The following is a 25932-nucleotide window of genomic DNA, read 5'->3' as shown; positions in this document are numbered from 1 at the left end:
TTTTGGCTAATGCCAATAAAATTAATTAAAATTTCATGTTCTGTTTCATGCCACCATTGTTCATCATGAACTTACCATAGTCGAGAATACTATCAAGCGCTGATTTTTCAAATAAATCAAAAGTTACATTAACTCCTTTTTCGATGGCTTCATCTGTCTTTTCGAAACCTGCACTGCTATCCTTGGCCCAGAAATTAAGAATAAAACCAAACTGCATCCAAAGTGCATCCTTGTATTTGCTGGTAAAAAACTTTCTATCAGCAAGCTCACCTTGCTCAAGGCCTTGATTGATAATTCCTGTTGCAAAGCTCTCAAAAATAGTCTTCACCCCTTTTAAAACGGATGGGCTACCAATTTTAGGACCTGATTGCTTAAGGCTATACAGCACAAAACTTCTTTTACTCTTCAAAAGCTCAATTAATGCATAAAAGAAGGCAAGCGCTTTCTCTCTAGACGAATATTGAGACCAGATTTCCTGATTTTCAACTTCGGTAAGCGCTTTCTGACAAAGATCTGTCCATATGGACTGTTCAATACCCTCAAAAGAACCGAAATGAGTGTAAAACTCCTCCTCCGACATTCCATTTTCTTTGGCGAAAACATAAACCGACTTCGGCATCTGCCCCTGCGTTAAAACATAGTCTACATAGGCATTTTGCAGTTCTTCTGCACTGATTAAACTCTTTTTCTTAGCCATTTTATTATTTATTTAGAGTCTGATTTCTAAAAGCTCTTAGTGTATTAGCTGAGTTTTTAGTTCTCGATGGTATAAAAACAAATGCACGATCATTATCTACAGCGAAAAGTAAATTCGAAATAGATAAAAAATATTTCTTTAAAAGAAGTGCTGTTCTTTTAACTAGGTTAAAATTTCTGTTTTCCATCAGGTTTTGAATTTTGATATACAAATATCGCAAATACAAAAGATAGGATTGTTTTCTACGGTTGAAATATTGTCATATTTCTATAGAAAACACGAGCAATGAAAAACATTGACAGAATGATGATAAAGAGAAAAAACATCAGCCCCAAAATTGAAGCTGATGTTTTTGATTTTTAGTAACAGTATTTATTGGATTCAATGAGCTGTTTGGCAACACGCTGTCTGGCATCCTTAATGTTAAATGGTTCAATTTTCGTAAATCGGCGAAGACCCACAAGCATCATCCTTAATTCATCGCCTTCAGCAAAAGAGCAGAGGGCTTCTTTACCGGCTATTGAAACTTTGTCCACTGATTGATAAAGATAGATTCGCATTAAATCTAGCTGACCTTTACAAGCCTCTTCACCTCTCATTTTAACTAATTTTTCAACACGAAGAACGGTTGATTCAAGAACATATACATAGCCAATAATATCGGCGATATTCATTAAAATCTCTTGTTCTTTGGAGAGTGTCATCATTAACTTTTGTACGGCAGCACCAGCAATCATTAGTCCCGCTTTTTTAAGATTTTGCAGTACTTTCTTCTCGGCGGCAAATAGAGTGGTATCTTCCTCAGCAAAATCAGGAATCGACATTAATTCGGATGCAACTGCTTGAGCAGGGGTCATTAAATCCAACTCCCCTTTCATGGCACGCTTCAAAAGCATGTCTAGAATCAACATTCGATTAATTTCATTGGTACCTTCAAAAATCCTGTTGATGCGGCTATCGCGATATGCACGATCCATTGGCGCATCGGCAGAATAGCCCATTCCACCATAAACCTGAACTCCTTCATCAACGATATAATCGAGCATTTCAGATCCCCAAACTTTTAAAATGGCACATTCAACGGCAAACTGTTCAGTAGATTTAAGCTTTGCTTGAGATGGATCCATACCTTCAGCTACTAAAGCATCATAGGCATCATCAATATTTTGTCCGGCACGATAGGCGGCACTTTCAATCGCAAAATTTCTGCTGGCCATTTCGGCGAGTTTGTATCGGATTGCCCCAAATTTTGAGATTGGTAGTCCGAACTGAACGCGTTCATTCGAATAATTAATGGCGTGATTTAAAACCCTGCGAGATGAACCAATTGCGGCAACTCCCAGTTTAATTCTACCGATATTTAAAATATTAACTGCAATCTTAAACCCATTTTGACGCTCTGAAAGCAAATTAGCTACAGGAACAGGGCATTCATTAAAAAACACCTGACGTGTTGATGAGCCCTTAATTCCCATTTTATGCTCCTCAGGATTCATGGTAATCCCACCAAAGTCTTTTTCTACAATAAATGCAGATAGATTTTTATCGTCGTCAATTTTGGCGAAAACAATAAAAATATCAGCAAAACCAGCATTGGTAATCCACATTTTCTGTCCCGTAATGAGGTAATGTGTGCCTGCTTCATTAAGAACTGCTTTTGTTCTAGCCGAATTAGCATCCGAACCAGAGTTTGGCTCTGTAAGGCAATAGGAAGCCTTCCATTCGCCTGTAGCCAATTTCGGAATATATTTATCTTTCTGCTCCTTATTTCCGTAATATAAAATAGGTAAGGTGCCAATTCCTGTATGGGCTGAAAGAGCAACTGCAAAGGAACAACCTGGTCCGACAGAATCCGCAACAAGCATAGAGGTATTGAAATTTTTTCCAAAACCACCATACTCTTCAGGGATAGATACGGCTAATAAACCAAGTTCACCAGCCTTATCCATTAAACTAACCATTAAACCTTCTTCTAGCTTATCAATTCTGTCTAAATTGGCATAAACCTCCGATTCAAGAAAATCTTCACAAGTTTTCTTGATCATCAACTGCTCTTCATCAAACTCTTCAGGAATGAAAATATCTTCACATGCTGTTTCGCGGATGATGAACTCTCCGCCTCTGATTGATTTGTTTTTTAATTCTTCCATAAATTTGGGATTAAGGAACAAGGAGCAAAGAGTAAGGACTAGGTTAGTGATTTCTAATACGCTTGTCTTTAGTCATTGTTCTTTGTTCTTTTTACATTATATTTTGATTAAGGAACAAGGAGCAAAGAGTAAGGACAGGTTAGTGATTTCTAATACGCTTGTCTTTAGTCATTGTTCTTTGTTCTTTCTACATTGTTTTTGAGCAAGGAGTAAAGAGTAAGGACTAGGTTAGTGATTTCTAATACGCTTGTCTTTATTCATTGTTCTTTGTTCTTTCTACATTGTTTTTTTCTTCTATACTAATTAAAAATCTACACAGCATTTTCTGAAGCTTGACAATCTTTGGCTCCAAAGCATTCAATTTTTCGATGTCATAAAATCCGACTTCATTTGACAAAATCAACTGAGTTTCCAACTCAAATAAAGACCCTAAAGCGATCTTTATAAAGTGTGAAAACTCCTTTTTTGAGCTTCTTGAAGATCCCTCAGCTATATTAGAAGGAACTGATACTGAGCACCTATTAATTTGAGAAACTAAACCAAATTTTTCATCCTTTGGGAATTTAGATGTGATCAAATACACTTCTTTTGCGAGAGCCATCGCATCTATCCAAATGTTTAGTTTTCTAAAATTGTGCATCGTATAATAACTATTAAAATCCCCCTGGTTTTTGAGCAAGGAACAAGGAGCAAGGAGTATGGACAGGTTAGGTTAATGATTTCTAATACGCTTGTCTTTGTTCTTTAATCTTTGTTCTTTCTACATGATTTTTTGAGCAAGGAACAAGGAGTAAAGAGTAAGGACTAGTTCGTGCTAATAAAGTTTTGTCTTTGTTCTTTATTCCTTGATCTTTGTTCTTTATTCCTTGTTCTTTATTCTTTTTTCCTTGTTCTTTGCTCCTTGCTCTTTACTCCTTTTACATTATTTCAAATATTCCCGCTGCCCCTTGTCCCGTTCCAACGCACATTGTAACCATACCGAATTTCTTTTCTCTTCTTTTCAGCTCATTGAATAGTTGAACAGAAAGTTTAGCACCAGTGCATCCAAGTGGATGGCCCAGAGCAATTGCTCCTCCATTCACATTTACCTTGTTTTGGTCGAGATTGAGCGCTCTAATTACAGCAAGAGATTGTGAAGCAAAGGCCTCATTTAATTCGATCAAATCAAGGTCATCTTGCTTCATTCCAGCCTTTTTTAATGCGAGGGGGATAGCTTCTATCGGACCAATACCCATAATTCTAGGGGGCACACCGGCTACTCCATAACTCACTAAACGTGCAATAGGCTCTACATTCAATTTTTTAAGCATTCTCTCAGAAACAACAAGCACAAAAGCTGCTCCATCTGATGTTTGTGATGAATTTCCCGCTGTAACAGTACCACCAGCGGCAAAAACAGGCTTCAATTTTGCAAGTTTATCGATGGCGGTATCAGCCCTCGGACCTTCATCCGTATCTACGATAAACTCTCTAGTTTTTTGTTTTAAGTTTTCATCTAAATAGGTTTCCTTCACGGTAATTGGCACCACACCATCCTTGAGATGCCCATTTTTTATCGCTGCAATAGCCTTTTGGTGAGAATTGAAGGAAAACTCGTCTTGATCTTCACGATTAACCTTATATTCTTTTGCAACAGCTTCAGCTGTGAGTCCCATACCCCAGTACCAATCTGGATTGTTTTTGGCAACTTCTGGGTTCGGGACTAATTTCCATCCACCGAAAGGCATCCCAGACATGACTTCAACACCACCCGCAATGATACAATCGGCCATACCTGATTTTATTTTTGCGGTAGCCATCGCGATGGTTTCTAAACCCGAAGCACAATACCTATTTACCGTCACCCCTGGCACCTTATCTGTACCTAAACCCATCAATGAGACCATACGTGCGATATTTAGTCCCTGCTCAGCCTCTGGCGTAGCATTTCCAACAATCACGTCGTCAATTTCATCTTTATCCAAATTTGGGATTTCCGCCATCAAATGTTTGACAACGTCGGCCGCAAGATCATCGGCACGAGTAAAACGAAATCCGCCGCGAGCAGACTTTCCAACTGCGGTTCTATATGCTGCTATGATGTATGCCATATTTAGTACTTAGTAGTTAGATTTGAGATATGAGACATTAGATTTGAGATGTGAGATATGAGATTTTTATTTAAAATTTGAGGATTTTTTGTTTAACATATTCTGAAAACCATAATTCATTTTTTGTAATTCATCGATACAGTGATGCAATTTTTCTAAATCTTCATTGTTTATAAGACTTAGTTTATTTGATATAAATAATTGAGTTTGAAGTTCATAAGAAGAGCCATTCGCAATTCCTAAAAAATGTTTAAATTCCTTTTCGGAATTTCTTCCAGCTCCTTCAGCGATATTAGATGAAATAGAGACAGCTGCACGGCGAATTTGTGAGGTTAAACCGTATTTCTCTTCAAGAGGGAATAAGGAAGTAACTTGATATACCTCAACTGCCAAATCAATAGCCTTTTTCCATATTTTAAGCTCTTTCAAATTATGCATATAGTCTTAAAATCAAATTATACACTCTTTTCTAATGTCACATGTCTCAAATCTCACATCTCAAATCTCACATCTGCTTTCTCAATTCCTCAAAGGTTTCCCCTTCGTCAAAATGCTTTGAATACGCTCTAGGGTTTTTCTTTCGCCGCAAAGTGAGAGGAACACTTCTCTCTCCAAATCGAGTAAATATTGTTCTGTAACAAGAGCAGGTTGCGATAAATTACCACCACACAATACATAACCTAGCTTTTCAGATATCTTTTTATCATGCTCTGAGATAAAGTTCCCGGCAAACATTGAATTCGCTCCTGCATAAACTATTCCTAGTCCCTGCTTACCCAAAACCCGAATATCTTTACGTCTTACAGGTTGGGTATAACCTCTATCAGCAAGCTCTAAAGCTTTATTTTTAGCGTCAACAATCAAGCGACTCCGGTTCATGGTGATTCCGAATTTATCTTTTTGAAGGTAGCCAAGTTCGTATGCTTCTAAGCCAGAGGTAGAAACTTTAGCCTGCCCAATCGTTAAAAATCGGTCTCTTAGCGCTGCCTGTTCAATTTGTCCCTCTTTAAATTCATCTGAAAGTCGGAGTGCAAATTCTTTTGTCCCGCCACCACCAGGTATTAATCCCACACCAAACTCCACCAAACCCATATAAGTTTCGGCATTGGTTTGTACGAAATCGGCATGTAAGCATAATTCACAACCACCGCCAAGGGTAAGATTATGAGCTGCTGCCACCACAGGAATACTCGAATAGCGCATCCGCATCATTGTATTTTGGAACATGCGGATAGCTAAATTAATTTCATCCCAATCCTGCTCTATGGCGGCCATAAATATCATTCCGATGTTTGCTCCCGCCGAAAAATTTGCTCCATCATTACCAATTACCAGACCTCTAAAATCTTTTTCAGCAAGGTCTATTGCCTTATTCATACCCTGAATAACTTCACCACCAATTGTATTCATTTTGGTATGAATTTCAAGGTTTAGGATACCATCGCCAAGGTCGGTAATAGTTGTTCCCGAATTTTTCCAAACCGTATTGTTTGAGCGAATATTATCAAGAATAATAAATGCTTCCGAGCCTGGAACTACCTTGTAAGCTTTAGATGGGATATCATAATATTTCTTAATGCCATTTTCAACCTTATAAAAGGAATCATGACCGGCAGAGATCATTTCATGCACCCATGGAGCTGCTTCTTTGCCATATTTTTTCATTCCCTCAAGGGCATTTTTAACACCAAGAGCATCCCATACTTCAAAAGGACCAAGCTCCCAGCCAAAACCTGCCCTCATAGCATCATCAATGCGGTATAATTCGTCAGAAATCTCGGGAATACGATCTGAAACATACTCGAAAAGTCCGAAAAAAGAGGTCCTGAAAAACTCCCCAGCCTTATCAGTTCCTTGCGCAAAAACCTTCATTCGCTCACGTAAATTATCAACCAACTTACATGCTTCGAGTGTAGGAGATTTTACTTTTTGCTGTGCCTTGTATTCTAAAGTTTTAAGGTCTAGAGCAAGAATTTCCGACTTCCCATCGGCACCTTTAATTTTCTTATAAAAGCCCTGCTTAGTTTTATCGCCAAGCCATTGATTTTCCTGCATCTTCTTCACATAATCAGGAAGTTCGAAGAGTTGATGCGCTTTATCATTCGGCAGATTATTGTATAAACCAGCAGCCACATTAATCATGGTATCTAAACCAACAACATCTGTGGTACGGAAAGTAGCTGACTTAGGCCTTCCTAAAACTGGACCCGTGTATTTATCGACCTCTTCAACTGTGAGATCCATTTTTTGCACCAAATGAAGAAGTGCCATAATCGAATAAACACCTACCCTATTGGCGATAAATGCCGGCGTATCCTTACATAAAACGGTAGTTTTGCCAAGAAATTTATCTCCGAAATGCATGAGAAAATCAATCACCTCAGACTTTGTTTCGGGCGTAGGAATTATTTCTAATAGACGAAGATAACGTGGCGGGTTAAAAAAGTGTGTTCCACAAAAATGAGCTCTAAAATCATCAGAACGGCCTTCAGCCATTAAATGAATAGGAATCCCAGATGTATTGGAACTTATTAAAGTACCCGCTGTTCTATATTTTTCAACCTGATCATAAATCAACTTCTTGATTTCAAGCTTTTCAACAACCACCTCAATAACCCAATCGCAAGTGGCGATATCCTTCATGTTATCATCAAAGTTGCCCGTAGTGATATTAGGAATAACTTTTTTAGAAAAAATGGCTGAGGGGTTCGATTTTAAAGTACTGTCGAGAGCAGCATTCACAATGCGATTCCGCACAGCTTTATGGTTTAAATCAAGTCCCCGAGCCTGCTCATCAGCATTTAATTCTTTAGGGCAAATATCTAACAGAAGCACTTCAGCACCTATATTGGCGAAATGACAAGCAATTCGGGAGCCCATGATACCCGAACCTAATACAGCAACTTTTCTAATCACTCGTTTCATATCTTTTGAATTCAAGCCTCACTGTTCGAAGGATCCGAACAATGAGGCTGAGGTTTATAATCAGCGGTTAGTTGATTTATTTTATTCAATGTTTTAATCAATTGGAGTCTTTCCTTATCGGAAATATGTGCATTTAAATACTCATTAAAACTTCGCACTACCCCTTTTGCTAATTGGCGTTTCTCTTTTCCGATAGAGGTCAAAAATATCTTAACAGATCTTTTATCCTTTGGATCAATCTCCCTAAAAATGAGACCCAATTCCTCCATATTTTTGAGAATTCTCGACAAGCTAGTCGACTTCACTCCTGATAGCGCCGCAATCTGTGATACAGCAGTCCCTTCTTCATGAATATTAATCAGCATATAACCTAGGGCTTGTGTAATCCCAAAATCAGATGCTATCTGATTGTATTTATTGGCAACCGTTTGCCAAACAATCTTTAAAAAATAATCTACAGTTTCTTCAGGCTTCATTTCAAATTACTATGCAAGCATAGCAAATTTATTGATAAGAAATTTATAAAACAAACACAAAAGCATATTTTTTATTAGAATTTAAAGGTTTTTTCTGAATTATTTTAAGCTTAGATTTGGGCAGCAATGAAGAAAAACAAAATTTACCTATATCTTATTTCTACAATAATAATTGTTGCGATGCTTTGGAGTGCGCTAAGTACTCCTGGAATTAGGGATTTAAAAGGGAATTTAAAGGAGATCTCTTTCATCAGAAATGAACAAAATACTGGGCCGATTATTCGTATTTACGCCGTAAGCATTGATGAAGAAAACTGGGAATCGATGGAGCAATATGGCAATTATATGCCTCACAATAAATATGGCACTACGCGCATTTATTTTTTCTTGAGCAAAAATACTTACGATGGCAAGCTACAATTAGAAGGAGAAAACATTGAAAAGTCTTTTCAAAAGCAGTGCATAGCCCTTTATGAAAAGAATGGTATGAGTCAGACGAGTCTTATAAAATACCCTTTCAAATAATTTTAGCGCTGTTTTACCAACCTAGCTTTGTATCATCGCCACGAGGATCTGCGCCACCTTCAAAATAACCCCATTTAGTTTTTAAGATTGCATCTACGCGACCGATTGCTTTTCTTTCTCTGAATTTATAACCCTTATTTTCTAGCTTAAGTCTTGCTAGGCTATCCACCCCACCTTTTTCCACAACTACTTCTTCTGGTAGCCATTGATGGTGAAATCTTTTGGCATTTACAGCACTTTGCATGCCCATATCGAATTCGATTACATTCAAAATTGTTTGAAAAACAGAGGTAATAATTGTGGAGCCACCTGGGGTACCCACAACCATGAAAAGATCACCATTTTTTTCAAGGATGGTGGGAGTCATGGAGCTCAACATTCTTTTTCCGGGTTGGATAGCATTTGCTTCACCACCTAGAAGACCGAACATATTGGGTGTTCCTGGCTTAACGGAAAAGTCGTCCATTTCATTATTCAATAAAAATCCGGCACCATTTACAAAAACCATGGAGCCATAGCCCCCATTTAATGTTGTAGTTACCGCTACTGCATTACCTTGACGATCAACTATAGAAAAATGAGTTGTTTCCTCGCTTTCAGCGATAATTTCACCTGCCTTGATATCAGAGCTTAAGGTGGCTTTATTCCAATTAAAATTAGCCATACGCTCGACTGAATATTTAGGATCGATCAATTGTTTTTGAGGCACTTTGTAAAAATCGGGATCACCGAGGTGAGTAGCTCTATCGGCATAAACACGTCTTTCTGCCTCCACAAGAAGCTGAATAGTTGAATCTGAATTGAAGCCATAACGTTTTAAAGGATAGGCTTCTACTGAGTTGAGCAATTGTAATAATGCAATACCTCCGCTTGATGGTGGTGGCATTGTTATAATTTTAAAATCCTTATAATTACCCACTAGAGGGTCGCGCCATTGTGCCTGATAATTTTTAAGGTCTTCTTTGGAGATTAAACCGCCACCTTTTTTCATTTCAGCGACAATAAGATCGGCAACTTCACCGGCATAAAAGCCATCGCGACCATTATCACGAATTAATTGCAGAGTTTTAGCAAGATCCTTTTGAACCCACAACTCCCCCTTAGTCCACTTATCTTTAATAAAATAGCTTTTGCCAGGATTATACTTTTTTATTGATTTTTGCATTGCAGCAAACTCTTGCGCCTGACTTTCTGTGATAGAAAAACCATTCTGAGCAAGGTTTAGCGCTGGTTGTACCACTTCTGCCCAGGATAACTTACCATATTTAGCATGAGCCTTCACCATTCCATCAACACTTCCTGGAACACCTGCTGCTAGGTGGCCGTAGATACTTTTTTCAGTAATAGCATTTCCTGCAGCGTCGAGATACATGTCACGGCTAGCATTTCCGGGAGCTTTTTCCCTGAAATCAAGTGTTGAAATCTCACCTTTTGCTGAGCGATAAGCTAAAAATCCGCCACCACCGATATTTCCTGCGTCTGGATAAACAACTGCCAATGCAAATTGCACTGCTACGGCCGCATCTATTGCATTTCCACCTTTTTTAAGAATATCAAGTCCCACTTTTGATGCTTCCGGATGAGCCGAAACCACCATACCATTTTTATATTGCCCGCTATTATTCCTGCCTGTTTGACCACCAACACATGAGGTTAAAAACAGACCGAAGGCAAAAAGGACAAATAAATTATGTGCGACTTTAATATTCTTATTCATTTTTATAAATTTTCTCAACTTGAGTTTTGTATTTCTGTAAAATTACTTTTCTTTTTAAACTTAATTTAGGAGTTAACTCGCCACCATCAATACTCCATTCATTGTGTAATAGTTCAAATTTTTTCACCTGCTCCCAATTTCCAAATTCCTGATTAAAGTGATTAATCACCGATTGTATTTTATCGATAATTCGCTGATCTTTAATCATTTCCTCATTGGAGGTATAAGATATTCCAGACCTCTCACACCAAGCAGACAATGCTGGAAAAGCAGGTAAAATCAAAGCAGCAGGGAAGCGCTCATTTTCACCAATTACAATCACCTGCTCAATATAAGGTGATTCTTTGAATTTATTTTCAAGCACCTGAGGAGCGATATATTTACCTCCTGCAGTTTTAAAAATTTCTTTTTTACGATCTGTGATGCGAAGGTAAACACCATCTACAAACTCACCAATATCGCCAGTATGGAAAAAACCATCTTTGTCTATTACCTCATCGCTTAGATCAGGACGATTATAATAGCCCTTCATAATATTAGGCCCTTTACATAAAATCTCGCCGTCTTCGGCAATTTTCACTTCAACATCCTTAATAACTTTACCTACGGTAGTAAATTTTGCTGCTCCAGGTCTGAGTCCGTTGACTGCAATAACCGGCGAAGTTTCTGTTAATCCGTAGCCCTCAAGAACCGGCATTTTAGCGGCCCAAAATACACGTGCTAACCTTGGTTGCAAAGCCGCTCCACCAGAAACTAGCGCCATAATATTCCCACCGAGTGCTTCACGCCATTTTGGGAAAATAATTTTATTGGCAATTTTTAATTGCAATTCGTAGAAAAATCCATTTTTTCCTTCCAGTTCATACCTAAGTCCTAAATTGAGTGCCCAAAAAAACAATTGCTTTTTAATGCCGGTAAGTTCAGAGCCTTTAGCTACGATACGGTCGTACACTTTTTCGAGTAGTCGCGGCACAGTAGTAAAACCATGTGGCTTCACTTCAACAAGATCAGCGGCAATGGTTTCCATGCTTTGTGCATAATAAATAGATATCCCTAAATAGAAATACATGTAAAAAACCATGCGCTCAAAAATGTGGGATAAAGGAAGAAAACTCAATGCTTTTGAGAAGTTTTCGGGATACATTACGGAAGAAGCGATGCAATTACTAACTAGGTTATTATGAGTAAGCATTACACCTTTGGGAGTTCCGGTTGTACCTGAAGTATAAATTAAGGTCAATAAATCTTCAGGAGTGATACGATCGCGGTAGACTTGCAGATCAATTGCTTCAGAACGATTTGCAAGTTCGATTAAATCCATCCAATGTGGTACACCGTCAATTTTATCAAAACTGTAGATATCAAAGTTTATTGAATCTTTTGTCCGAACCTTATCTAATTTATCAAACAATATTTTATCAGAGACGAATACAATTTTTACGTCGGCATCTTTCAGAATAAATTTTATGTCATTTTCGGCCAATGTTGGATACATTGGGACCTGAGTTGCACCAATTTGCATGATAGCAAAATCACCAATATTCCATTCAGGTCTGTTTGGCGACATGATAGCCACTTTATCATCCTTCTTAATTCCGCTAGCTATCAAACCACAACTTAATCCGTTTGCTAAGCCCACAAACTTTTCAGTTGAATACTTAACCCAAACGCCGTCCTGCTTGGCTGCCACCATATCATCCTTCTGATACTTTTCCATTGAAAGCTGTAGAAGATCAAAAACGCGTGTAATTTGTGCCATAAGAACAATAGTTTTATCCGTTAATTTAGCAAAATAGCTAAAATTTCGAGCACTGCAAATTAGAATTAGCTTAGAAGCGCAATTTGGTTTTAAAAAAACTGTCCATAGATTAATTTACGGGATGAAAAAACATTGTTTTTAAGAATAAAAAGCTTGTTGGCATTGTATTTGAATAGTTTATTGAACTAATAAATAAAATCATGAAAAAACTATTATTACTAAGCTTAACAGCAGGATTTTTGCTAATAGCAAAAACGGATGCAATTGCCCAATCTTATGAAAATGCAATAGGTGTCCGACTAGGTCCATACAATGGTATAAACTACAAAACCTTTTTAAATTCAAATAAAGCCTTGGATTTCAATTTATCGTTTAGAAACAATGACGATTTTGATCGTTTTTTCTTCACCGGACTATATGAAGTTCATAATCCAATTAATGATGCACCCGGATTGAATTGGTATTACGGTGGAGGTGCGAGTATTGGTTCCTACAAAAGAAGAGATTTTGATGGAGAGGTATTTTTTAGTGCCGATGGGGTTATTGGCTTAGACTATAAATTTAATGATGCGCCGATAAATCTGGCACTCGACTGGCGTCCAAGATTAGAAATTACACCTAATTCTGGCTTAAGTTCGAATGATTTAGGTTTAGCAATTAGATTTACTTTTTAAACAAAAAAGCAGCCCTAGGGCTGCTTTTTTGTTTATCCATATTACAGATGGAGCCATCTCTTTCTGACTGCATTTTGCGTTGCAGTTGCCCCATCCAAGCTCAAAATTTTAAACTTATGGTTCGGATTTCTTTGGAGAGTAACATCTAAAGTTAACAATTCACCGTCACGATTAATAAGGACCTTAATTTTATCGCCTGCGCGCTTAGTGCTAATATATTTATTTACCTCAGACAAGCGAGGATCAGAAACATTATTAATACGTTGATCATCCATAGCCAGAATTTCATCGTTAACGTTTAAGCCTGATATCCAAGCAGGACTTTGGCGTAAAACACTAGTAACAATTATTTTTCCATCGCGAAGACTAGTGTTGGCTCCCAAATAGACCTCCTTTGACGCTTTAGCATCATCAATTAAACTGAAGCCTGCATAATTCAAATATTTATTGTAATCAATAGTTTTGACTCCGTTAACGTAATTCGAGTAAATATCATCGAAAGATTTTCCTGCAATTTTCTCAGCCATTGCCTTAAATTCTGCATCGGTATAGCCTCTAGATTTCTTTACATAATATTCATCATAAACGGCCTTCAAGACTTCATCTAAGCCGTATTTTCCTCCCGTAGAATGGATGATTTCCAAATCCATAATTAGCGCAATTAAAGCTCCTTTGCTGTAATAAGAAACCGTTGAATTAACTGAATTTTCATTCGGACGATATTGCTTTATCCATGCATCAAAACTGGCTTGGCTCACAGGATCAACCTTATTTCCTGGCTGATTTTCTACTTGGGTAATGGCATTGGCAAGATCGGCAACATAACGCTCCGGACTTAACAGACCCGCTCTTTTGGTATAAATATCCTGATAGTAGGCTGTAAAGCCTTCAGCAATCCACAAATTAGTGGTGTAGTTTTCAGCATCATAATTAAATGGCCCTAAAGCAATTGGGCGCATACGCTTAACATTCCATAAATGAAAATACTCATGAGAAACAAGGCTTAAAAATCTTAAGCGTCCAGATTCAGTATTATAAGAATTACGACTTCCACCTAAAACGGTAGAATTTAAATGCTCTAATCCACCGCCACCAGAATTAAAATTATGAACAATAAAAACATATCTTTTATTTGGGTTAACACCAAATGTTTTGGTTTGCTCCACAACAATTTTTGCCATATCTCGCTTTAAAATTTCGGAGTCATAATTACCACCGCCATACATGGCTACCTCATGTTTTACGCCTGCTGCATCAAATTCAAAAATATCCTGATTGCCAATTTCAAAAGGAGAATCATAAAGAATATCAAAATCGGGGGCAATAAAAGTATTTGCTTTAGAAGCTAGAGGCTCAAGGCCCGTAGATATTTTGTTCCAAGCTTTATAAGGTTTAATTGTTATTGTTGATGGTTTATTTATCTGTCCATCAGGATACATAAAAATGCTCGTTGGAGATAAAAATGCATGCGATTCATCTACAAAACTGGTTCTTACAGAAATTTCAAATGCGTAAACACGATAAGTCAGCTTAACCTGGTTAGCCCCTTGCGTAGCTACGCGCCAAGTGTTTTTATTTATCTTTTCCGCATTAAGTATAGCTCCGTTAGCATTTACAGCGTTAAAAGATTCTACACTTTTTGCAAACTCTCTAATTAAATAGGACCCTGGGGTCCAAACCGGCATTTTTAAATCAATGTAGGGAGATTTTATTCCGGAAATTTCCATTGCCACATCTACATAATGGGCTTGAGGCTCAGAGAAAGAAACTTCAAAGGCAATTTTATTTTGTGCACTCAGAGAAGTAGTAATCATTGCAATAAAAAATAAGGATATCAGATGTTTCATAATTGATTAATAAATGAGATTTGTCAAAAATAACTTTTTAATACATTTCTTGCTAGTTATTAAATTAAAGGCTGTAAAATAAATGCTACAATACCACCAAATACAATGTATAAAAGATAAATTTGCAAACTAATTATGTTAAAATCCCTCGCCATTCAATTGTTTTTATCCCAATAGGAGCCAAAAACCCTATTAAAAATACATAAACACTTGGTTATCAAATAATTGAAAGCGGAAATCTTTTATAATAAAAAATAGAAAACATCACATGAAATTAAAGTATATCATTTATCTGATCTTGGTAATTCTTATTGGCGGAGCTGTTGCCTATCGTTTTAATAAAAATAAAGCGCAGCAATCTGCTTCTGGAGGTCGTGGACCAGGTGGACCAGGCGGTGGTTCCCCATCGGCTTTGAAAGTAAACGGAATAGTAGTTAAAACCGAGAATTTTTCTAATTCACTTTCAATTGCCGGTTCAATTGAAGCCGATGAGCAGGTAGATATACGAAGTGAAATTTCGGGCCTTGTGACTTCCATTCAATTCACGGAGGGTAGCAGTGTTAGCAAAGGCAAAGTTTTATTAAAAATCAATGACCTTGAATTGCAAGCTCAGCTTTCCCAAGCATTAACAAAGCAAAAGTTAGCTCAAGAAACAGAATTCCGTGCAGGTATGCTTCTTGAGAAAGAAGCAATTAGTAAAGAAGAATATGATGTTGCACTAGCTGAGCTTCGGTCATTACAATCACAGACTCAGGTAATTAGAGCACAATTGGCCAAGACTTTAGTCCGTGCGCCTTTTAGTGGAAAAATTGGATTACGCTCAATTTCTGCTGGCGAATACATTACACCTGCAAGCACTATTGCACGTTTAGTAAGTAGCAATCCGGTAAAAATTTTGTTTTCTATACCTGAAAAATATGCTGGAACAATTAAAATGAACACTCAAATTTCATTTACTGTTTCTGGGTCAAAGAATGTGTATAGCGCTACAGTTTATGCAATCGAACCAGGAATTAATGTTGCAACACGTACCTTGCAGTTGAAGGCTAAGGCATCCAATCCGAATGGTGAATTAATGCCGGGTTCATTTGCTAAAATTGAACTTCCTCTAAGCAATACAAACGATGCAATATTAGTCCCAACCCAATCAGTTATCCCTGTTTTAATGGGTAAAAAAGTGTTTATAAGCTCAAATGGAAAGGCTAAAGAAGTGATGGTAGAGACAGATACAAGAACTGACAAATCGGTTTTAATAAGTTCCGGTTTAAGTGTAGGAGATACTGTTTTAACAACGGGAATTATGTCACTTAAAAATGATACACCTATTGAGGTTAAAGTTATCAATGAGTAATCTTTAGGGAGTTTGTGACATTTATTAAAATAAAATAAATAATGAGTTTATCTACCATCAGTATAAAAAGACCGGTTTTAGCAATAGTATTAAATTTACTAATAGTACTTTTTGGAATCATTGGTTTCTACTTTTTAGGCGTAAGGGAGTTCCCATCTATTGACACTCCCATTGTGTCTGTTCGGACAAGTTATCCAGGAGCAAACTCAGACATCATTGAGTCACAAATAACTGAACCTCTTGAAAAGGCAATTAATAGCATTGAAGGTATTAAGAGTATCAGCAGTTCAAGTAATCAGGGTACTAGTAATATTACCATTGAATTCAACCTTGAAAAAGACTTAGAGGAGGCGGCGAATGATGTTAGAGATCGTGTTTCTCAGGCTGTTCGTCAATTACCTAAAGACATCGATGGATTGCCGGCAGTTTCAAAGGCTGATGCTAATTCGGAATCGATCATATCGATGACCCTCCAGAGTAGTAAAAGAAATCAACTGGAGCTAAGTGATTATGCTGAAAATGTAATTTCACAACGTTTACAAACAATCCCAGGAGTAAGTGGAGTGCAGATATGGGGGCAGAAAAGATATGCAATGCGTATTTGGATTGATCCTGCCAAGCTTGCGGCCTATCGCCTAACTGCCTTAGACGTTAAAAATGCGCTCGACAGAGAAAATGTGGAGCTTCCCTCAGGAAAAATAACAGGTAAATCGACAGAGCTATCCGTAAAAACACTAGGAAATTTAACCAATGAGGAGCAATTTAACAACCTTATTATTCAGAGTACTGGCGACAATACTGTACGTTTAAGAGACATCGGAACTGCAATATTAGGCCCTGAAAATGAAGAAACTATGCTTCGTCAATCGGGTACACCGATGATTGGAATAGCGATTGAGCCTCAACCTGGAGCAAATTATTTAGAGATTTCTAAGGAGTTTTATAAGCGATACGAACAATTAAAAAAAGATCTTCCTGATGATTTTACTGTAGATATTGCCTTAGATAATACCATATTTATAAAACAATCAGTAACGGAGGTAGCTGAAACTATTTTAATATCCCTCATTCTAGTTATACTCATTATCTTCTTGTTTTTCCGTGATTGGAGTATGGCATTCAGACCCCTGATAGATATTCCTGTTTCATTGATTGCTACATTCTTCATCATGTACCTTTTTGGCTTTTCCATCAATGTACTAACATTACTAGCAATTGTATTGGCAACGGGCTTGGTAGTAGATGATGGAATTGTAGTTACTGAAAACATCTACAAAAAAGTAGAAGAAGGATATAGCCCGATAGAGGCCGCTATTAAAGGTTCAAATGAAATATTTTTTGCTGTTATTTCCATATCTGTTACCCTTGCTGCTGTATTCCTTCCTGTAATATTTTTGGAAGGTTTTGTTGGGCGCCTCTTCCGAGAATTTGGGGTGGTGATAGGTGCTGCCGTTTTAATCTCGGCATTTGTATCGCTCTCATTAACTCCGATGCTAAATGCCTACATGATGAAGGCTAATAAAAAGAAGACCAAATTTTACAATTGGTCGGAACCCTATTTTCAAAATATGATATCTGGATATTCAGAATCGCTAAGTAATTTCATGAAAAGAAAGTGGTTAGCATTTCCAATTATCCTTTTTTGCATCGGCTTAATCGCTTTATTTTGGAATATCCTTCAAAAAGAAACTGCTCCATACGACGACCGTGGTTCTGTAAATATTCAGCTTACTGCTCCCGAGGGATCATCTTATGATTATACGGATAACTTCGTTTTAGAATTATCTCAAATGATTGAAGACTCTATCCCAGAGAAGAGGATAAACTTAACAGTAACTTCACCAGGATTTAGTGGCTCTGGTGCTGCCAATACAGGTTTTTTAAGGATAAGACTTACAGAAGCCGACAAAAGAAAACGTAGTCAGGCACAAATTGCTGATAAACTCACCAAAATTACCAAAGGCTATACCGAAGGGCGTACATTTGTTATTCAACAACCAACTATTTCGGTTAGCAGACGTGGTGGACTTCCAGTATCTTATATCATTCAGGCACCTAATTTCGAGAAGCTAAGAGAAAAATTGCCTTTATTTATGAATGAGATTGGGCAAGATCCAACCTTTACCGTGACGGATGTAAATTTAAAGTTTAATAAGCCTGAAATAAATATATCCATAGATCGTGAAAAATCTAGAAACCTTGGAGTATCTATTTTAGATGTGGCACAAACACTTCAATTTGCACTTAGCGGACAAAGATTTGCATATTTCCAGATGAATGGGAAGCAGTACCAAGTTATTGGGCAGTACGAAAAGATTAATAGAAACGACCCTCTAGATCTTACCTCCATTTTTGTGAGGAACAATCAAGGACAACTTATTCAATTAGATAATCTTATACAGGTAGAAGAAACAAGTACTCCGCCGCAATTATACCATTATAATCGATTCATGTCGGCAACCGTTTCTGCAGGATTAGCACCAGGAAAAAGTATTGGAGATGGAATTGAAGCCATGGATCGCGCTAAGGATAAAATTTTAGACGACAGCTTCACGACAGAATTAAGTGGAGAGTCAAGAGACTTTCAAGAAAGCTCATCAAATACACTATTTGCATTTGCTCTGGCGCTTCTATTGGTTTACCTAATCTTGGCAGCCCAATTTGAGAGCTTCATCGATCCATTTATCATTATTTTAACGGTACCAATGGCTGTAGCAGGTGCATTTTTATCCTTGTGGCTATTTGGCCAAACATGGAATATCTTTAGTCAGATAGGTACAATTATGCTCATAGGACTGGTAACAAAGAATGGTATTCTGATTGTGGAATTTGCAAATCAGTTAAAAGAACAAGGAAAGCCTATCTCTGAAGCAATTATTGAGGCTTCTGCGGCACGTTTAAGACCAATCTTAATGACAAGTCTAGCTATTGCCCTTGGCGCATTACCAATCGCCATGGCCCTTGGAGCAGCTGCAAAGAGTCGCATGAGTATGGGAATTGTAATTATCGGTGGTACTTTATTCTCATTGGTATTAACACTCTATGTCATCCCAGCCATTTATTCAATGTGGTCAAGAAAACATAAAGCACACCCAGAATTCGAAAAGAATAATTAATAATTTATTAAAAATATTAATTTAAAATTAATTATTGAATTTAAACATTAGTTGATGCACATTAAAAGCATATGAACAAAAAAGTATTGATAAAATATCTAGTCTTAATTTTACTTTTTGCCAGTAATACACAGGCACAGGAAAAGTTAAGTTTGGAGCAAGCCGTGCAGATTGCACTTGAAAATAATTTTGACATTAAGCTCACTAAGAACAATGTTGAGCAAGCTAAGAATAATTTCAATCGTGCAAATGCTGGAATGTTGCCTGTTGTAACCGGAAATTTTAGCACTAATAATACCGTTTCTAATACCAAACAAACACTTTCTAGTGGAGTAACCCAAGAAAGAAATGGTGCAAGAAATTCAAACTTAGTTTATGGTCCGGTTATAAACTGGCAAGTATTTGACGGATTTCAAATGTTTGCACGCTACGACCGACTAAAAGAATTGGAGCTATTAGGAGAAGCTAATTTAAAGTTAACTATACAGAATACGTTAGCCGATGTAATCAATAATTATTACGATCTTGTTTCACAGCAGCAACAGATAAAGGCATTGAATGAGGCTTTAACTATTTCACAATTAAGGTTAAAGAACTCAAATAATAGATTTAAAATTGGGAAAGCTGCTAAGCTGGAAGTACTTGCAGCATCGGTAGATTTAAATACAGACACTACCAATCTGTTGAGGCAGTTAGATTTATATCGCAGCACTAAAATTAAGCTTAATGAACTGTTAGCCAGAGAGATAAAGGCAGATTTTGTTGTTTCAGATAGCATCATCATCGGTAATAACCTCCTATTTGCAGATTTACAATCATCTGCATCCCAATTAAACCCCAATTTACAAACTGCGCTAATTAACCGACGAATTGCAGAGATTAATCTCAAGCAGGTTAAGGCCAATAGATATCCGGTTATTAACCTAAATTCGGGTTATAATTTCAATCAATCGACTTCAGAATTGGGATTTGCGAGGACATCAACGGGGCGGGGACTAAACTATGGATTGACTGCGTCTGTTAACATATTTAATGGCTATTTGCAGAAGAGAAATGAGAAAAATGCCTCACTAGAGATTGAAAACAGTCGAATTCAGTATGATAAAGTGAACCAGAATATAGTTTCACAACTAACCTCTCTTTATCAAACCTATCAAACTAATTTAGAGCTTGTTAGACTAGAACAAGAGAACCTAGCTGTAGCAAAACAGAACATGGATATTACGCTAGAGAAGTTCAAGATTGGAAGTGTAGCTCCATTAGAATTTAGAGAGGCGCAACGCAATTATATCAATGCGAACGCCCGATTCACTAATTCACAATTTGAGGCTAAGCTAGCAGAAATAGCTTTACTCCAACTATCTGGGAAATTAAATCTAGATTAATTTAAAAGACACTTGATTTGCTTTAACGCCAAGAATTAGTATTTTTGGCATGATGGATGGCTTTAAATACAAAAATGTTTTTCTCATTGATGATAGTTATATCGACAATCTGATCAATAAAAAGATTTTAGAAAATGAGAAATTCGCGCAATCAATCACCCTTATTGATAATCCCATTGAAGCGTTTCAGTTAATAAAAACTGCTCTAGAAAATGGGCAATTATTACCAGAAGTAATTTTCCTAGACCTAAGAATGCCCATGATGAATGGTTTCGAATTTCTTAATTCTTTAATGGAAATCCCTGGCTTAGAGCCTGGTAAAATCAAAATATACATACTCACATCTTCCCTTGATCCAACAGACATAAAACAAATTAAGGAAAACCCAATGGTTTCAAAATTTATTGGGAAACCCTTAAGTAAACAATCAATTCAGGAAATATAAATTATGTTATTAGTTGCGGATAGTGGCTCAAGTAAAGCCGATTGGATATTAACTGTATCAGAAAATCAAAGTATCTCGTTTAGAACAGCTGGAATAAATCCCTTCTTTCTAACTGAAAAAGACATTATTAAAATTTTTCAGGAAACACCCGAAATACAGGGATATACTGAACAGGTAAAAGAAATCTATTTCTTTGGAGCCGGATGCTCTAGTCCCGATCGACGTGAATTAATTTCCAATGCACTATCCAAAATCTTTAAAAATGCATTTGTTAGTGTAGATATCGACCTGATTGCGTGTATTTACGCTACCACTGGACTGAGCAAAGGCATTTGCTGCATTATAGGCACTGGATCAAACATATCATATTTTGATGGGAAAAAAGTGCATGATAGTAAGCATGGCTTAGGCTATATTTTAGGTGATGAAGGCTCTGGCACTTACTTTGGCAGAAAACTAATTACCGGGTTTTTATATGGCACCATGCCACAAGAACTTTCTAAAGAGTTCTACAATAAATATCAAATCGACAAAGAATCGATTATCAAACGAATTTATCAAGAACCATCACCTAATTTTTATTTGGCCTCATTTGCTCCATTTATGAGTGAAAACTTGAGCCATCCCTACATCATAGAATTATTGGAAAAGGGATTTAATGAATTTATTGAAACGAATATCAAATCATACGAAGACTATAAACTACATACCTGTCATTTTGTGGGATCAATCGCCTTTCATTTTTCGGATATTTTAAAACGATTATGCGCAGAACAAGGTATAAAGGTTGGTAAAATCCTAAAGCATCCTATTGAAGAACTATCTTCGTTTATCTCTAAAAATGGAGAGAAAATATTGAGATAAATTGCACAAATAGACTTATAGAAATTTATTTTGGGATTTCATTTCGGGACTAAAACGAATAAAGTCTTGGTATGCATCATGCAGCTCTGTTATTGAATGAACCTCAAAATCAATACCCCAGGGATTCCAGGTTATAAATCGCAAATCATCAGGTTTGCCAACTTTAATTGAAATTTCTTCATAAACGCCAAAATTACCTAAGGTATAATAATTGATTTTAACTGCTTGATCTATAAAATCATGTGTGTCAACCAATTCAAAACCCATTGTTTTAATCCAATTTTTTATTGCCGAAATATTACTTTTTGCCATAATACAATAGGTAAATTGATTCAAAAAAGAAGAAGAATTATAAAATTCGATTTTTTTTTAAATAAATACAATAGAAATATAGTGTATTTTGAATTAAATATATATCATTTTAATTAAATATATTAAATTTATTTATGAATCAAAAAGAAATATTTTAACTAAAAATAAAAACAGGAATATGTTTGGGAATAAAATAAACTATAAAAAAATAAAAGCAATGCAACACTTGTTACATAAGTCGTGAAGAAATCTCTGTAAATTGCATCTTAAGGATTAAGGAATCATGAAAATATTGAATTATTTGAAAGCTAACATTGGGAATGTTTTTTTTATTCTATTTATCTCTGTTGTATTTTTCAGCACTGATGCAAGAGCATTTTTGATAAGAGGTTTGATGTTTACTGGATTATTTAATGCAGAAGCAAGCGTAGAGACAGAAGATTCGGGTAGCAATAAAACAATTCCACCACCTATGATTTTCAGATCCGAAAATGGCGAAATCATAAATACCGCTGAGCGGAATGGTAAAGTTTATTTTATTAATTTTTGGGCTACTTGGTGCCCTCCTTGTCGCGCAGAAATGCCCTCCATCAATACATTAGCATCAAAAATTACAAACAAAGACAAAGTTGAGTTTATTATGGTGGATGTGGATGCTAAGGTAAAATCTTCTGTGGCATACATGAAAACCAATTCATTCAACTTAAAGGTTTATACAAGTGAATCTGGAATACCGGAAAATATATTCGGTGGAAGCCTCCCAACAACCGCAATTATTGGTCCCGATGGTACTTTAGTTTTTCACCATACTGGCATGGCGGATTATAATAATCAGAAAATGATTGATTTCTTAAATACCCTTAGTAAATAAGGCGACTAAAAAATTAATTGACTAAAAAATCGTTAATTTTGTATTATAATTCAAAACAAATGAAAAAAATCCTATTTACACTCCTATTTAGCATTAGCATAATTTCTATTTCTAATGCTCAAACCAGCATAAATACCAACCAATCTTTGGATAAAAAAGATAATTGGACTCAGAAAGATTTAATAGAACCAGCTGCCTTAGCTGCAATACTTGCAAATCCGAAGGCAAAGCAGCCTTTAATTTATAATATTGGAGTAGTTGAAAACATTAAAGGAGCCAAAAACCTTGGTGCGGCTAGCGAAAAGGAGAATTTAGAGAGATTAAGAAAAACACTTTCGGGACTCCCAAAAACAAGTTATGTTGTAGTTTATTGCGGCTGTTGCCCATTCAGCAGATGCCCTAATATTCGTCCTGCGGTAGCCATGTTAAAGAGCATGGGTTTTAATAATGGGAAACTCTTGAATATCCCTACAAATGTGAAGAAAGATTGGATTGACAAAGGTTATCCGCTGGCAGGAAAATAATTGAATTAGTTAATCATTAAATACAAAAGCCTACTAATTAAGAATTAGCAGGCTTTTGTTCGTATTATATATTACCTATTGCTTTTTCCCCTTAAAAATCCCTCCTGCATTCAATTGCAAGCCAATTTCAAAAGTACCCGTTGCATAACTCTTTAAGGCCTGGACAGGCGTATTATAAAGCACTAATAATTGCCACTGCTTCAACTTCTGATAACTTAAACCAAAGCTCATGCTTTTATTAGTATGATACATGCTCATAAAGCCCAATTGATCATCTGGTGTACGAAGCTCTAGTCCCATATCCAATATATCATTGAAGTTTTTAACGCCACGATAAACCAATTTAGGATGTACCTGCCAGTCGGACACTTGAGCCATATACGTAAAGGCAGTCATGAAGGTAGCATAATCCGAGATTTCATTATCCTCAATCTGTAACTGATTTTTAAGATTACTTACAGCCCCCTCAATTCTGAACTTCTTATCCGAATAAGCCATTCCAAAATCACCATCAATGATATTCTCCTGATCATTATAGCGCATGGCACTTAAATCATTGCTAGAACCCACAATATTTTGAGTGTTTAATGAATTGGTTTGCAAGCCCAACGATATCCCGAAATGAAGTTTCCCTTCCTCATTATTTAATGGAAGGTGATAAGCATAAGTCGCCTGAAGCTTTGATCTATTTAGCAATCCCGCTTCATCCTTATAAAAATTCATTCCTACGCCTACCTTCTCGCCACCATAATCAGCCGTTACCGATAAGTTTCTTGGCGACCCCTGGATATTACTCCACTGATTCCGGTATCCTAAATTAAGGCGGATCCCTTGATTTACTCCAGCCATCGCCGGATTAGCTAAATACGTATTCTGGAAGTATTGAGCCGCCATCGGATTGATTTGTGCATTTGAATTGCTTTCTAATATCAGAAGAGCAATTACTGTTAAAAAAAGACTTTTAAACATGTTTTTTAGGTACATATAGATTTAATTTATAGGGCTATAGATTTAATTGATAATGGTAATAAAGCCTTTCTTCTCGCCGGCTCCGTTGTTTAATGTGATTATATAGTAATAGGTGCCTTCAGGTAGCGCATTGCCATTAAAAATTCCGTTCCAATCGTTTGTATAATTAGTTTTGGAATAGATTAATTTACCCGATCGGTCTATAATCATGACTTTATTATTCGGGTAAGCTGATAGATTCTCAATCGTCCATACATCATTCTCTCCATCTCCATTTGGAGATAAAATATTGCTAGGCGTGATATTATAATCTTCTCTCACGGTTACTGTTATAGCTATCCTCGTCTTACTTCCAAAGCGGTTAGTTACTTCTACCGTATAAGTCGTAGTAGTTTTTGGACTTGCTATTGGATTACTGATAGTACTGGAGTTTAAACCCGTAGATGGGAACCAATTGTAAGACACTATATCTGCTCCACTAACATATAAATCAGAGCTATAGCCCATGCTGATGGAAGGGTTGGCGCTGGCTGATATTCTTGTATTTGGATAGGTTTCATTGCCTGTTCCTGTTAGGACTGGTCGCTGAGAGAGAGTAACTGAAAAAATTTGCTCAAGACTTAGCCCACCCTTGTCAGTAGTTCTAATTCTAACAGTATATGTGCTTTTTGAATCATACTTTAATACCTGCGCGGCACGAAGCTGACCATTCAGGATTTTAAAGGCGCCATTATCTGTGGATCCAGTTCCTGAGACTAAAGTATAAGTATGTGCATCACCAGCATCCACATCGGTGCTAGATAGGAGTCCGATGAGCTCATCCACATTATTATCTTCGTAAAGATTCAGCTTAGTGACTGCGATGGAGGTTGGCACCTCGTTTACATCATTCACAGTAATGGTGAATGTATTTTCATAGCTTAATGCTCCAGCATCGGTGGTACGAACACGAATAGAGTAACTCGATTTATTCTCAAAATTGAAGCTTTCCTTCACTTTGATTTGGTTAGCTACAATTTCAAAGCTTGAATTATTGGTATCACCTGTTCCACTAATTAAGGTGTAGCTATGCGAATCACCTGCATCTACATCGCTACTGCTTAGGTTTGCTAGGACAGTGCCGATAGTTGAATTCTCATTGATGCTTGTTGCGCTTAGCGAAATAGCTGTTGGAACTTCATTTACATCATTAATACTGATGCTAAAGCTGTTCTCAAAGCTTAGTCCGCCAGCAT

Annotated in this window: 23 protein-coding genes; 9 read left to right on the top strand and 14 right to left on the bottom strand. The window is 36.8% G+C overall.

The features are described 5' to 3' along the window. Positions 1-25 precede the first annotated feature (25 nt). From QZ136_RS13345 to QZ136_RS13310, 8 genes are all read right to left on the bottom strand, one after another. The gene (locus QZ136_RS13345; protein ID WP_291404440.1) at positions 26-697 is read right to left on the bottom strand and encodes a TetR family transcriptional regulator C-terminal domain-containing protein; all 672 of its coding nucleotides are present in this window, start codon (positions 695-697) and stop codon (positions 26-28) included. Between the two features lie 4 nt (positions 698-701). Continuing rightward, positions 702-884, bottom strand: a complete 183-nt coding sequence (locus QZ136_RS13340) for a hypothetical protein (RefSeq protein ID WP_291404438.1) — start codon at positions 882-884, stop codon at positions 702-704. Between the two features lie 172 nt (positions 885-1056). Continuing rightward, a complete protein-coding gene (locus QZ136_RS13335; RefSeq protein WP_291404436.1) occupies positions 1057-2847 on the bottom strand; it encodes an acyl-CoA dehydrogenase family protein in 1791 nt (596 codons plus the stop codon). A 253-nt stretch (positions 2848-3100) separates the two neighbouring features. After that, positions 3101-3487, bottom strand: a complete 387-nt coding sequence (locus tag QZ136_RS13330) for a four helix bundle protein (RefSeq protein WP_291404435.1) — start codon at positions 3485-3487, stop codon at positions 3101-3103. Positions 3488-3764: 277 nt separating this feature from the next. Then, positions 3765-4937 carry an acetyl-CoA C-acyltransferase gene (locus QZ136_RS13325; RefSeq protein ID WP_291404433.1) on the bottom strand — a complete coding sequence of 391 codons (1173 nt, stop codon included), beginning with the start codon at positions 4935-4937 and terminating at the stop codon, positions 3765-3767. A gap of 66 nt (positions 4938-5003) precedes the next feature. Beyond that, positions 5004-5375, bottom strand: a complete 372-nt coding sequence (locus QZ136_RS13320) for a four helix bundle protein (RefSeq protein WP_291404431.1) — start codon at positions 5373-5375, stop codon at positions 5004-5006. Between the two features lie 81 nt (positions 5376-5456). Beyond that, positions 5457-7862 (bottom strand): 3-hydroxyacyl-CoA dehydrogenase/enoyl-CoA hydratase family protein, encoded by a 2406-nt coding sequence (locus tag QZ136_RS13315; protein ID WP_291404429.1) that lies wholly within the window; start codon positions 7860-7862, stop codon positions 5457-5459. An 11-nt stretch (positions 7863-7873) separates the two neighbouring features. Next, positions 7874-8338 (bottom strand): MarR family transcriptional regulator, encoded by a 465-nt coding sequence (locus tag QZ136_RS13310; protein ID WP_291404427.1) that lies wholly within the window; start codon positions 8336-8338, stop codon positions 7874-7876. Positions 8339-8464: 126 nt separating this feature from the next. On the opposite strand from QZ136_RS13310, the gene QZ136_RS13305 reads away from it, so the two are divergent. Then, positions 8465-8863: a hypothetical protein gene (locus QZ136_RS13305; protein ID WP_291404425.1), complete on the top strand. Its 399-nt coding sequence runs from the start codon at positions 8465-8467 to the stop codon at positions 8861-8863. 13 nt (positions 8864-8876) lie between these two features. On the opposite strand, the gene ggt is transcribed toward QZ136_RS13305, so the two are convergent. Both ggt and QZ136_RS13295 read right to left on the bottom strand, forming a co-directional pair. Next, entirely contained in the window at positions 8877-10580 is a 1704-nt protein-coding gene (ggt, locus tag QZ136_RS13300) for a gamma-glutamyltransferase (protein ID WP_291404424.1), read from the bottom strand. Continuing rightward, on the bottom strand, positions 10573-12339 hold the full coding sequence (locus QZ136_RS13295; RefSeq protein WP_291404422.1) for a long-chain fatty acid--CoA ligase: 1767 nt from the start codon (positions 12337-12339) through the stop codon (positions 10573-10575). Before QZ136_RS13295 ends, ggt begins: the two co-directional genes overlap by 8 nt. Before the next feature lie 200 nt (positions 12340-12539). Between QZ136_RS13295 and QZ136_RS13290 the strand changes: the two genes are divergently transcribed. Further along, positions 12540-13013 carry a hypothetical protein gene (locus QZ136_RS13290; RefSeq protein ID WP_291404420.1) on the top strand — a complete coding sequence of 158 codons (474 nt, stop codon included), beginning with the start codon at positions 12540-12542 and terminating at the stop codon, positions 13011-13013. 41 nt (positions 13014-13054) lie between these two features. Here the strand turns inward: QZ136_RS13290 and QZ136_RS13285 are convergent, their stop codons facing one another. Further along, positions 13055-14860, bottom strand: a complete 1806-nt coding sequence (locus tag QZ136_RS13285; protein ID WP_291404418.1) for a PDZ domain-containing protein — start codon at positions 14858-14860, stop codon at positions 13055-13057. A 268-nt stretch (positions 14861-15128) separates the two neighbouring features. Here QZ136_RS13285 and QZ136_RS13280 point away from each other — a divergent pair, with 268 nt between their 5' ends. From QZ136_RS13280 to QZ136_RS13260, 5 genes are all read left to right on the top strand, one after another. Next, positions 15129-16211 (top strand): efflux RND transporter periplasmic adaptor subunit, encoded by a 1083-nt coding sequence (locus tag QZ136_RS13280; RefSeq protein ID WP_291404415.1) that lies wholly within the window; start codon positions 15129-15131, stop codon positions 16209-16211. Positions 16212-16252: 41 nt separating this feature from the next. Beyond that, positions 16253-19327, top strand: coding sequence for an efflux RND transporter permease subunit (locus tag QZ136_RS13275; protein ID WP_291404413.1), 3075 nt, complete (start codon positions 16253-16255; stop codon positions 19325-19327). Positions 19328-19398: 71 nt separating this feature from the next. Beyond that, a complete protein-coding gene (locus tag QZ136_RS13270; RefSeq protein ID WP_291404411.1) occupies positions 19399-20712 on the top strand; it encodes a TolC family protein in 1314 nt (437 codons plus the stop codon). 49 nt (positions 20713-20761) lie between these two features. Further along, positions 20762-21157, top strand: a complete 396-nt coding sequence (locus QZ136_RS13265; RefSeq protein WP_291404409.1) for a response regulator — start codon at positions 20762-20764, stop codon at positions 21155-21157. Between the two features lie 3 nt (positions 21158-21160). Next, positions 21161-22021, top strand: coding sequence for an N-acetylglucosamine kinase (locus QZ136_RS13260; RefSeq protein WP_291404407.1), 861 nt, complete (start codon positions 21161-21163; stop codon positions 22019-22021). Positions 22022-22036: 15 nt separating this feature from the next. On the opposite strand, the gene QZ136_RS13255 is transcribed toward QZ136_RS13260, so the two are convergent. After that, positions 22037-22333, bottom strand: a complete 297-nt coding sequence (locus QZ136_RS13255; protein ID WP_291404405.1) for a hypothetical protein — start codon at positions 22331-22333, stop codon at positions 22037-22039. Positions 22334-22616: 283 nt separating this feature from the next. Here QZ136_RS13255 and QZ136_RS13250 point away from each other — a divergent pair, with 283 nt between their 5' ends. Beyond that, positions 22617-23204, top strand: coding sequence for a TlpA disulfide reductase family protein (locus QZ136_RS13250; RefSeq protein WP_291404403.1), 588 nt, complete (start codon positions 22617-22619; stop codon positions 23202-23204). Between the two features lie 59 nt (positions 23205-23263). Then, positions 23264-23728: a rhodanese-like domain-containing protein gene (locus QZ136_RS13245; protein ID WP_291404401.1), complete on the top strand. Its 465-nt coding sequence runs from the start codon at positions 23264-23266 to the stop codon at positions 23726-23728. A 75-nt stretch (positions 23729-23803) separates the two neighbouring features. Here the strand turns inward: QZ136_RS13245 and QZ136_RS13240 are convergent, their stop codons facing one another. Then, positions 23804-24697 (bottom strand): PorP/SprF family type IX secretion system membrane protein, encoded by an 894-nt coding sequence (locus QZ136_RS13240; RefSeq protein ID WP_291404399.1) that lies wholly within the window; start codon positions 24695-24697, stop codon positions 23804-23806. A 42-nt stretch (positions 24698-24739) separates the two neighbouring features. Next, positions 24740-25932, bottom strand: a 1193-nt coding sequence (locus QZ136_RS13235; protein WP_291404397.1) for a gliding motility-associated C-terminal domain-containing protein, incomplete at its 5' end; no start/stop codon positions are given.

Origin of the sequence: Daejeonella sp. (assembly GCF_017495225.1) — a bacterium.
Taxonomy (GTDB): domain Bacteria; phylum Bacteroidota; class Bacteroidia; order Sphingobacteriales; family Sphingobacteriaceae; genus Daejeonella.
Note: the sequence above shows the minus strand (reverse complement) of the source record. Positions and strands in the feature narration are given on the sequence as shown.

Excerpts from the sequence above, each read along its gene's own strand:
- QZ136_RS13285 (WP_291404418.1), bottom strand. The coding sequence starts at position 14,860 with ATGAAACATCTGATATCCTTATTTTTTATTGCAATGATTACTACTTCT.
- QZ136_RS13340 (WP_291404438.1), bottom strand. The coding sequence starts at position 884 with ATGGAAAACAGAAATTTTAACCTAGTTAAAAGAACAGCACTTCTTTTA.
- QZ136_RS13315 (WP_291404429.1), bottom strand. The coding sequence starts at position 7,862 with ATGAAACGAGTGATTAGAAAAGTTGCTGTATTAGGTTCGGGTATCATG.
- QZ136_RS13250 (WP_291404403.1), top strand. The coding sequence starts at position 22,617 with ATGAAAATATTGAATTATTTGAAAGCTAACATTGGGAATGTTTTTTTT.
- QZ136_RS13305 (WP_291404425.1), top strand. The coding sequence starts at position 8,465 with ATGAAGAAAAACAAAATTTACCTATATCTTATTTCTACAATAATAATT.
- QZ136_RS13325 (WP_291404433.1), bottom strand. The coding sequence starts at position 4,937 with ATGGCATACATCATAGCAGCATATAGAACCGCAGTTGGAAAGTCTGCT.
- ggt (WP_291404424.1), bottom strand. The coding sequence starts at position 10,580 with ATGAATAAGAATATTAAAGTCGCACATAATTTATTTGTCCTTTTTGCC.
- QZ136_RS13275 (WP_291404413.1), top strand. The coding sequence starts at position 16,253 with ATGAGTTTATCTACCATCAGTATAAAAAGACCGGTTTTAGCAATAGTA.
- QZ136_RS13290 (WP_291404420.1), top strand. The coding sequence starts at position 12,540 with ATGAAAAAACTATTATTACTAAGCTTAACAGCAGGATTTTTGCTAATA.
- QZ136_RS13280 (WP_291404415.1), top strand. The coding sequence starts at position 15,129 with ATGAAATTAAAGTATATCATTTATCTGATCTTGGTAATTCTTATTGGC.
- QZ136_RS13240 (WP_291404399.1), bottom strand. The coding sequence starts at position 24,697 with ATGTTTAAAAGTCTTTTTTTAACAGTAATTGCTCTTCTGATATTAGAA.
- QZ136_RS13270 (WP_291404411.1), top strand. The coding sequence starts at position 19,399 with ATGAACAAAAAAGTATTGATAAAATATCTAGTCTTAATTTTACTTTTT.
- QZ136_RS13295 (WP_291404422.1), bottom strand. The coding sequence starts at position 12,339 with ATGGCACAAATTACACGCGTTTTTGATCTTCTACAGCTTTCAATGGAA.
- QZ136_RS13330 (WP_291404435.1), bottom strand. The coding sequence starts at position 3,487 with ATGCACAATTTTAGAAAACTAAACATTTGGATAGATGCGATGGCTCTC.
- QZ136_RS13335 (WP_291404436.1), bottom strand. The coding sequence starts at position 2,847 with ATGGAAGAATTAAAAAACAAATCAATCAGAGGCGGAGAGTTCATCATC.
- QZ136_RS13260 (WP_291404407.1), top strand. The coding sequence starts at position 21,161 with ATGTTATTAGTTGCGGATAGTGGCTCAAGTAAAGCCGATTGGATATTA.
- QZ136_RS13245 (WP_291404401.1), top strand. The coding sequence starts at position 23,264 with ATGAAAAAAATCCTATTTACACTCCTATTTAGCATTAGCATAATTTCT.
- QZ136_RS13310 (WP_291404427.1), bottom strand. The coding sequence starts at position 8,338 with ATGAAGCCTGAAGAAACTGTAGATTATTTTTTAAAGATTGTTTGGCAA.
- QZ136_RS13265 (WP_291404409.1), top strand. The coding sequence starts at position 20,762 with ATGATGGATGGCTTTAAATACAAAAATGTTTTTCTCATTGATGATAGT.
- QZ136_RS13345 (WP_291404440.1), bottom strand. The coding sequence starts at position 697 with ATGGCTAAGAAAAAGAGTTTAATCAGTGCAGAAGAACTGCAAAATGCC.
- QZ136_RS13255 (WP_291404405.1), bottom strand. The coding sequence starts at position 22,333 with ATGGCAAAAAGTAATATTTCGGCAATAAAAAATTGGATTAAAACAATG.
- QZ136_RS13320 (WP_291404431.1), bottom strand. The coding sequence starts at position 5,375 with ATGCATAATTTGAAAGAGCTTAAAATATGGAAAAAGGCTATTGATTTG.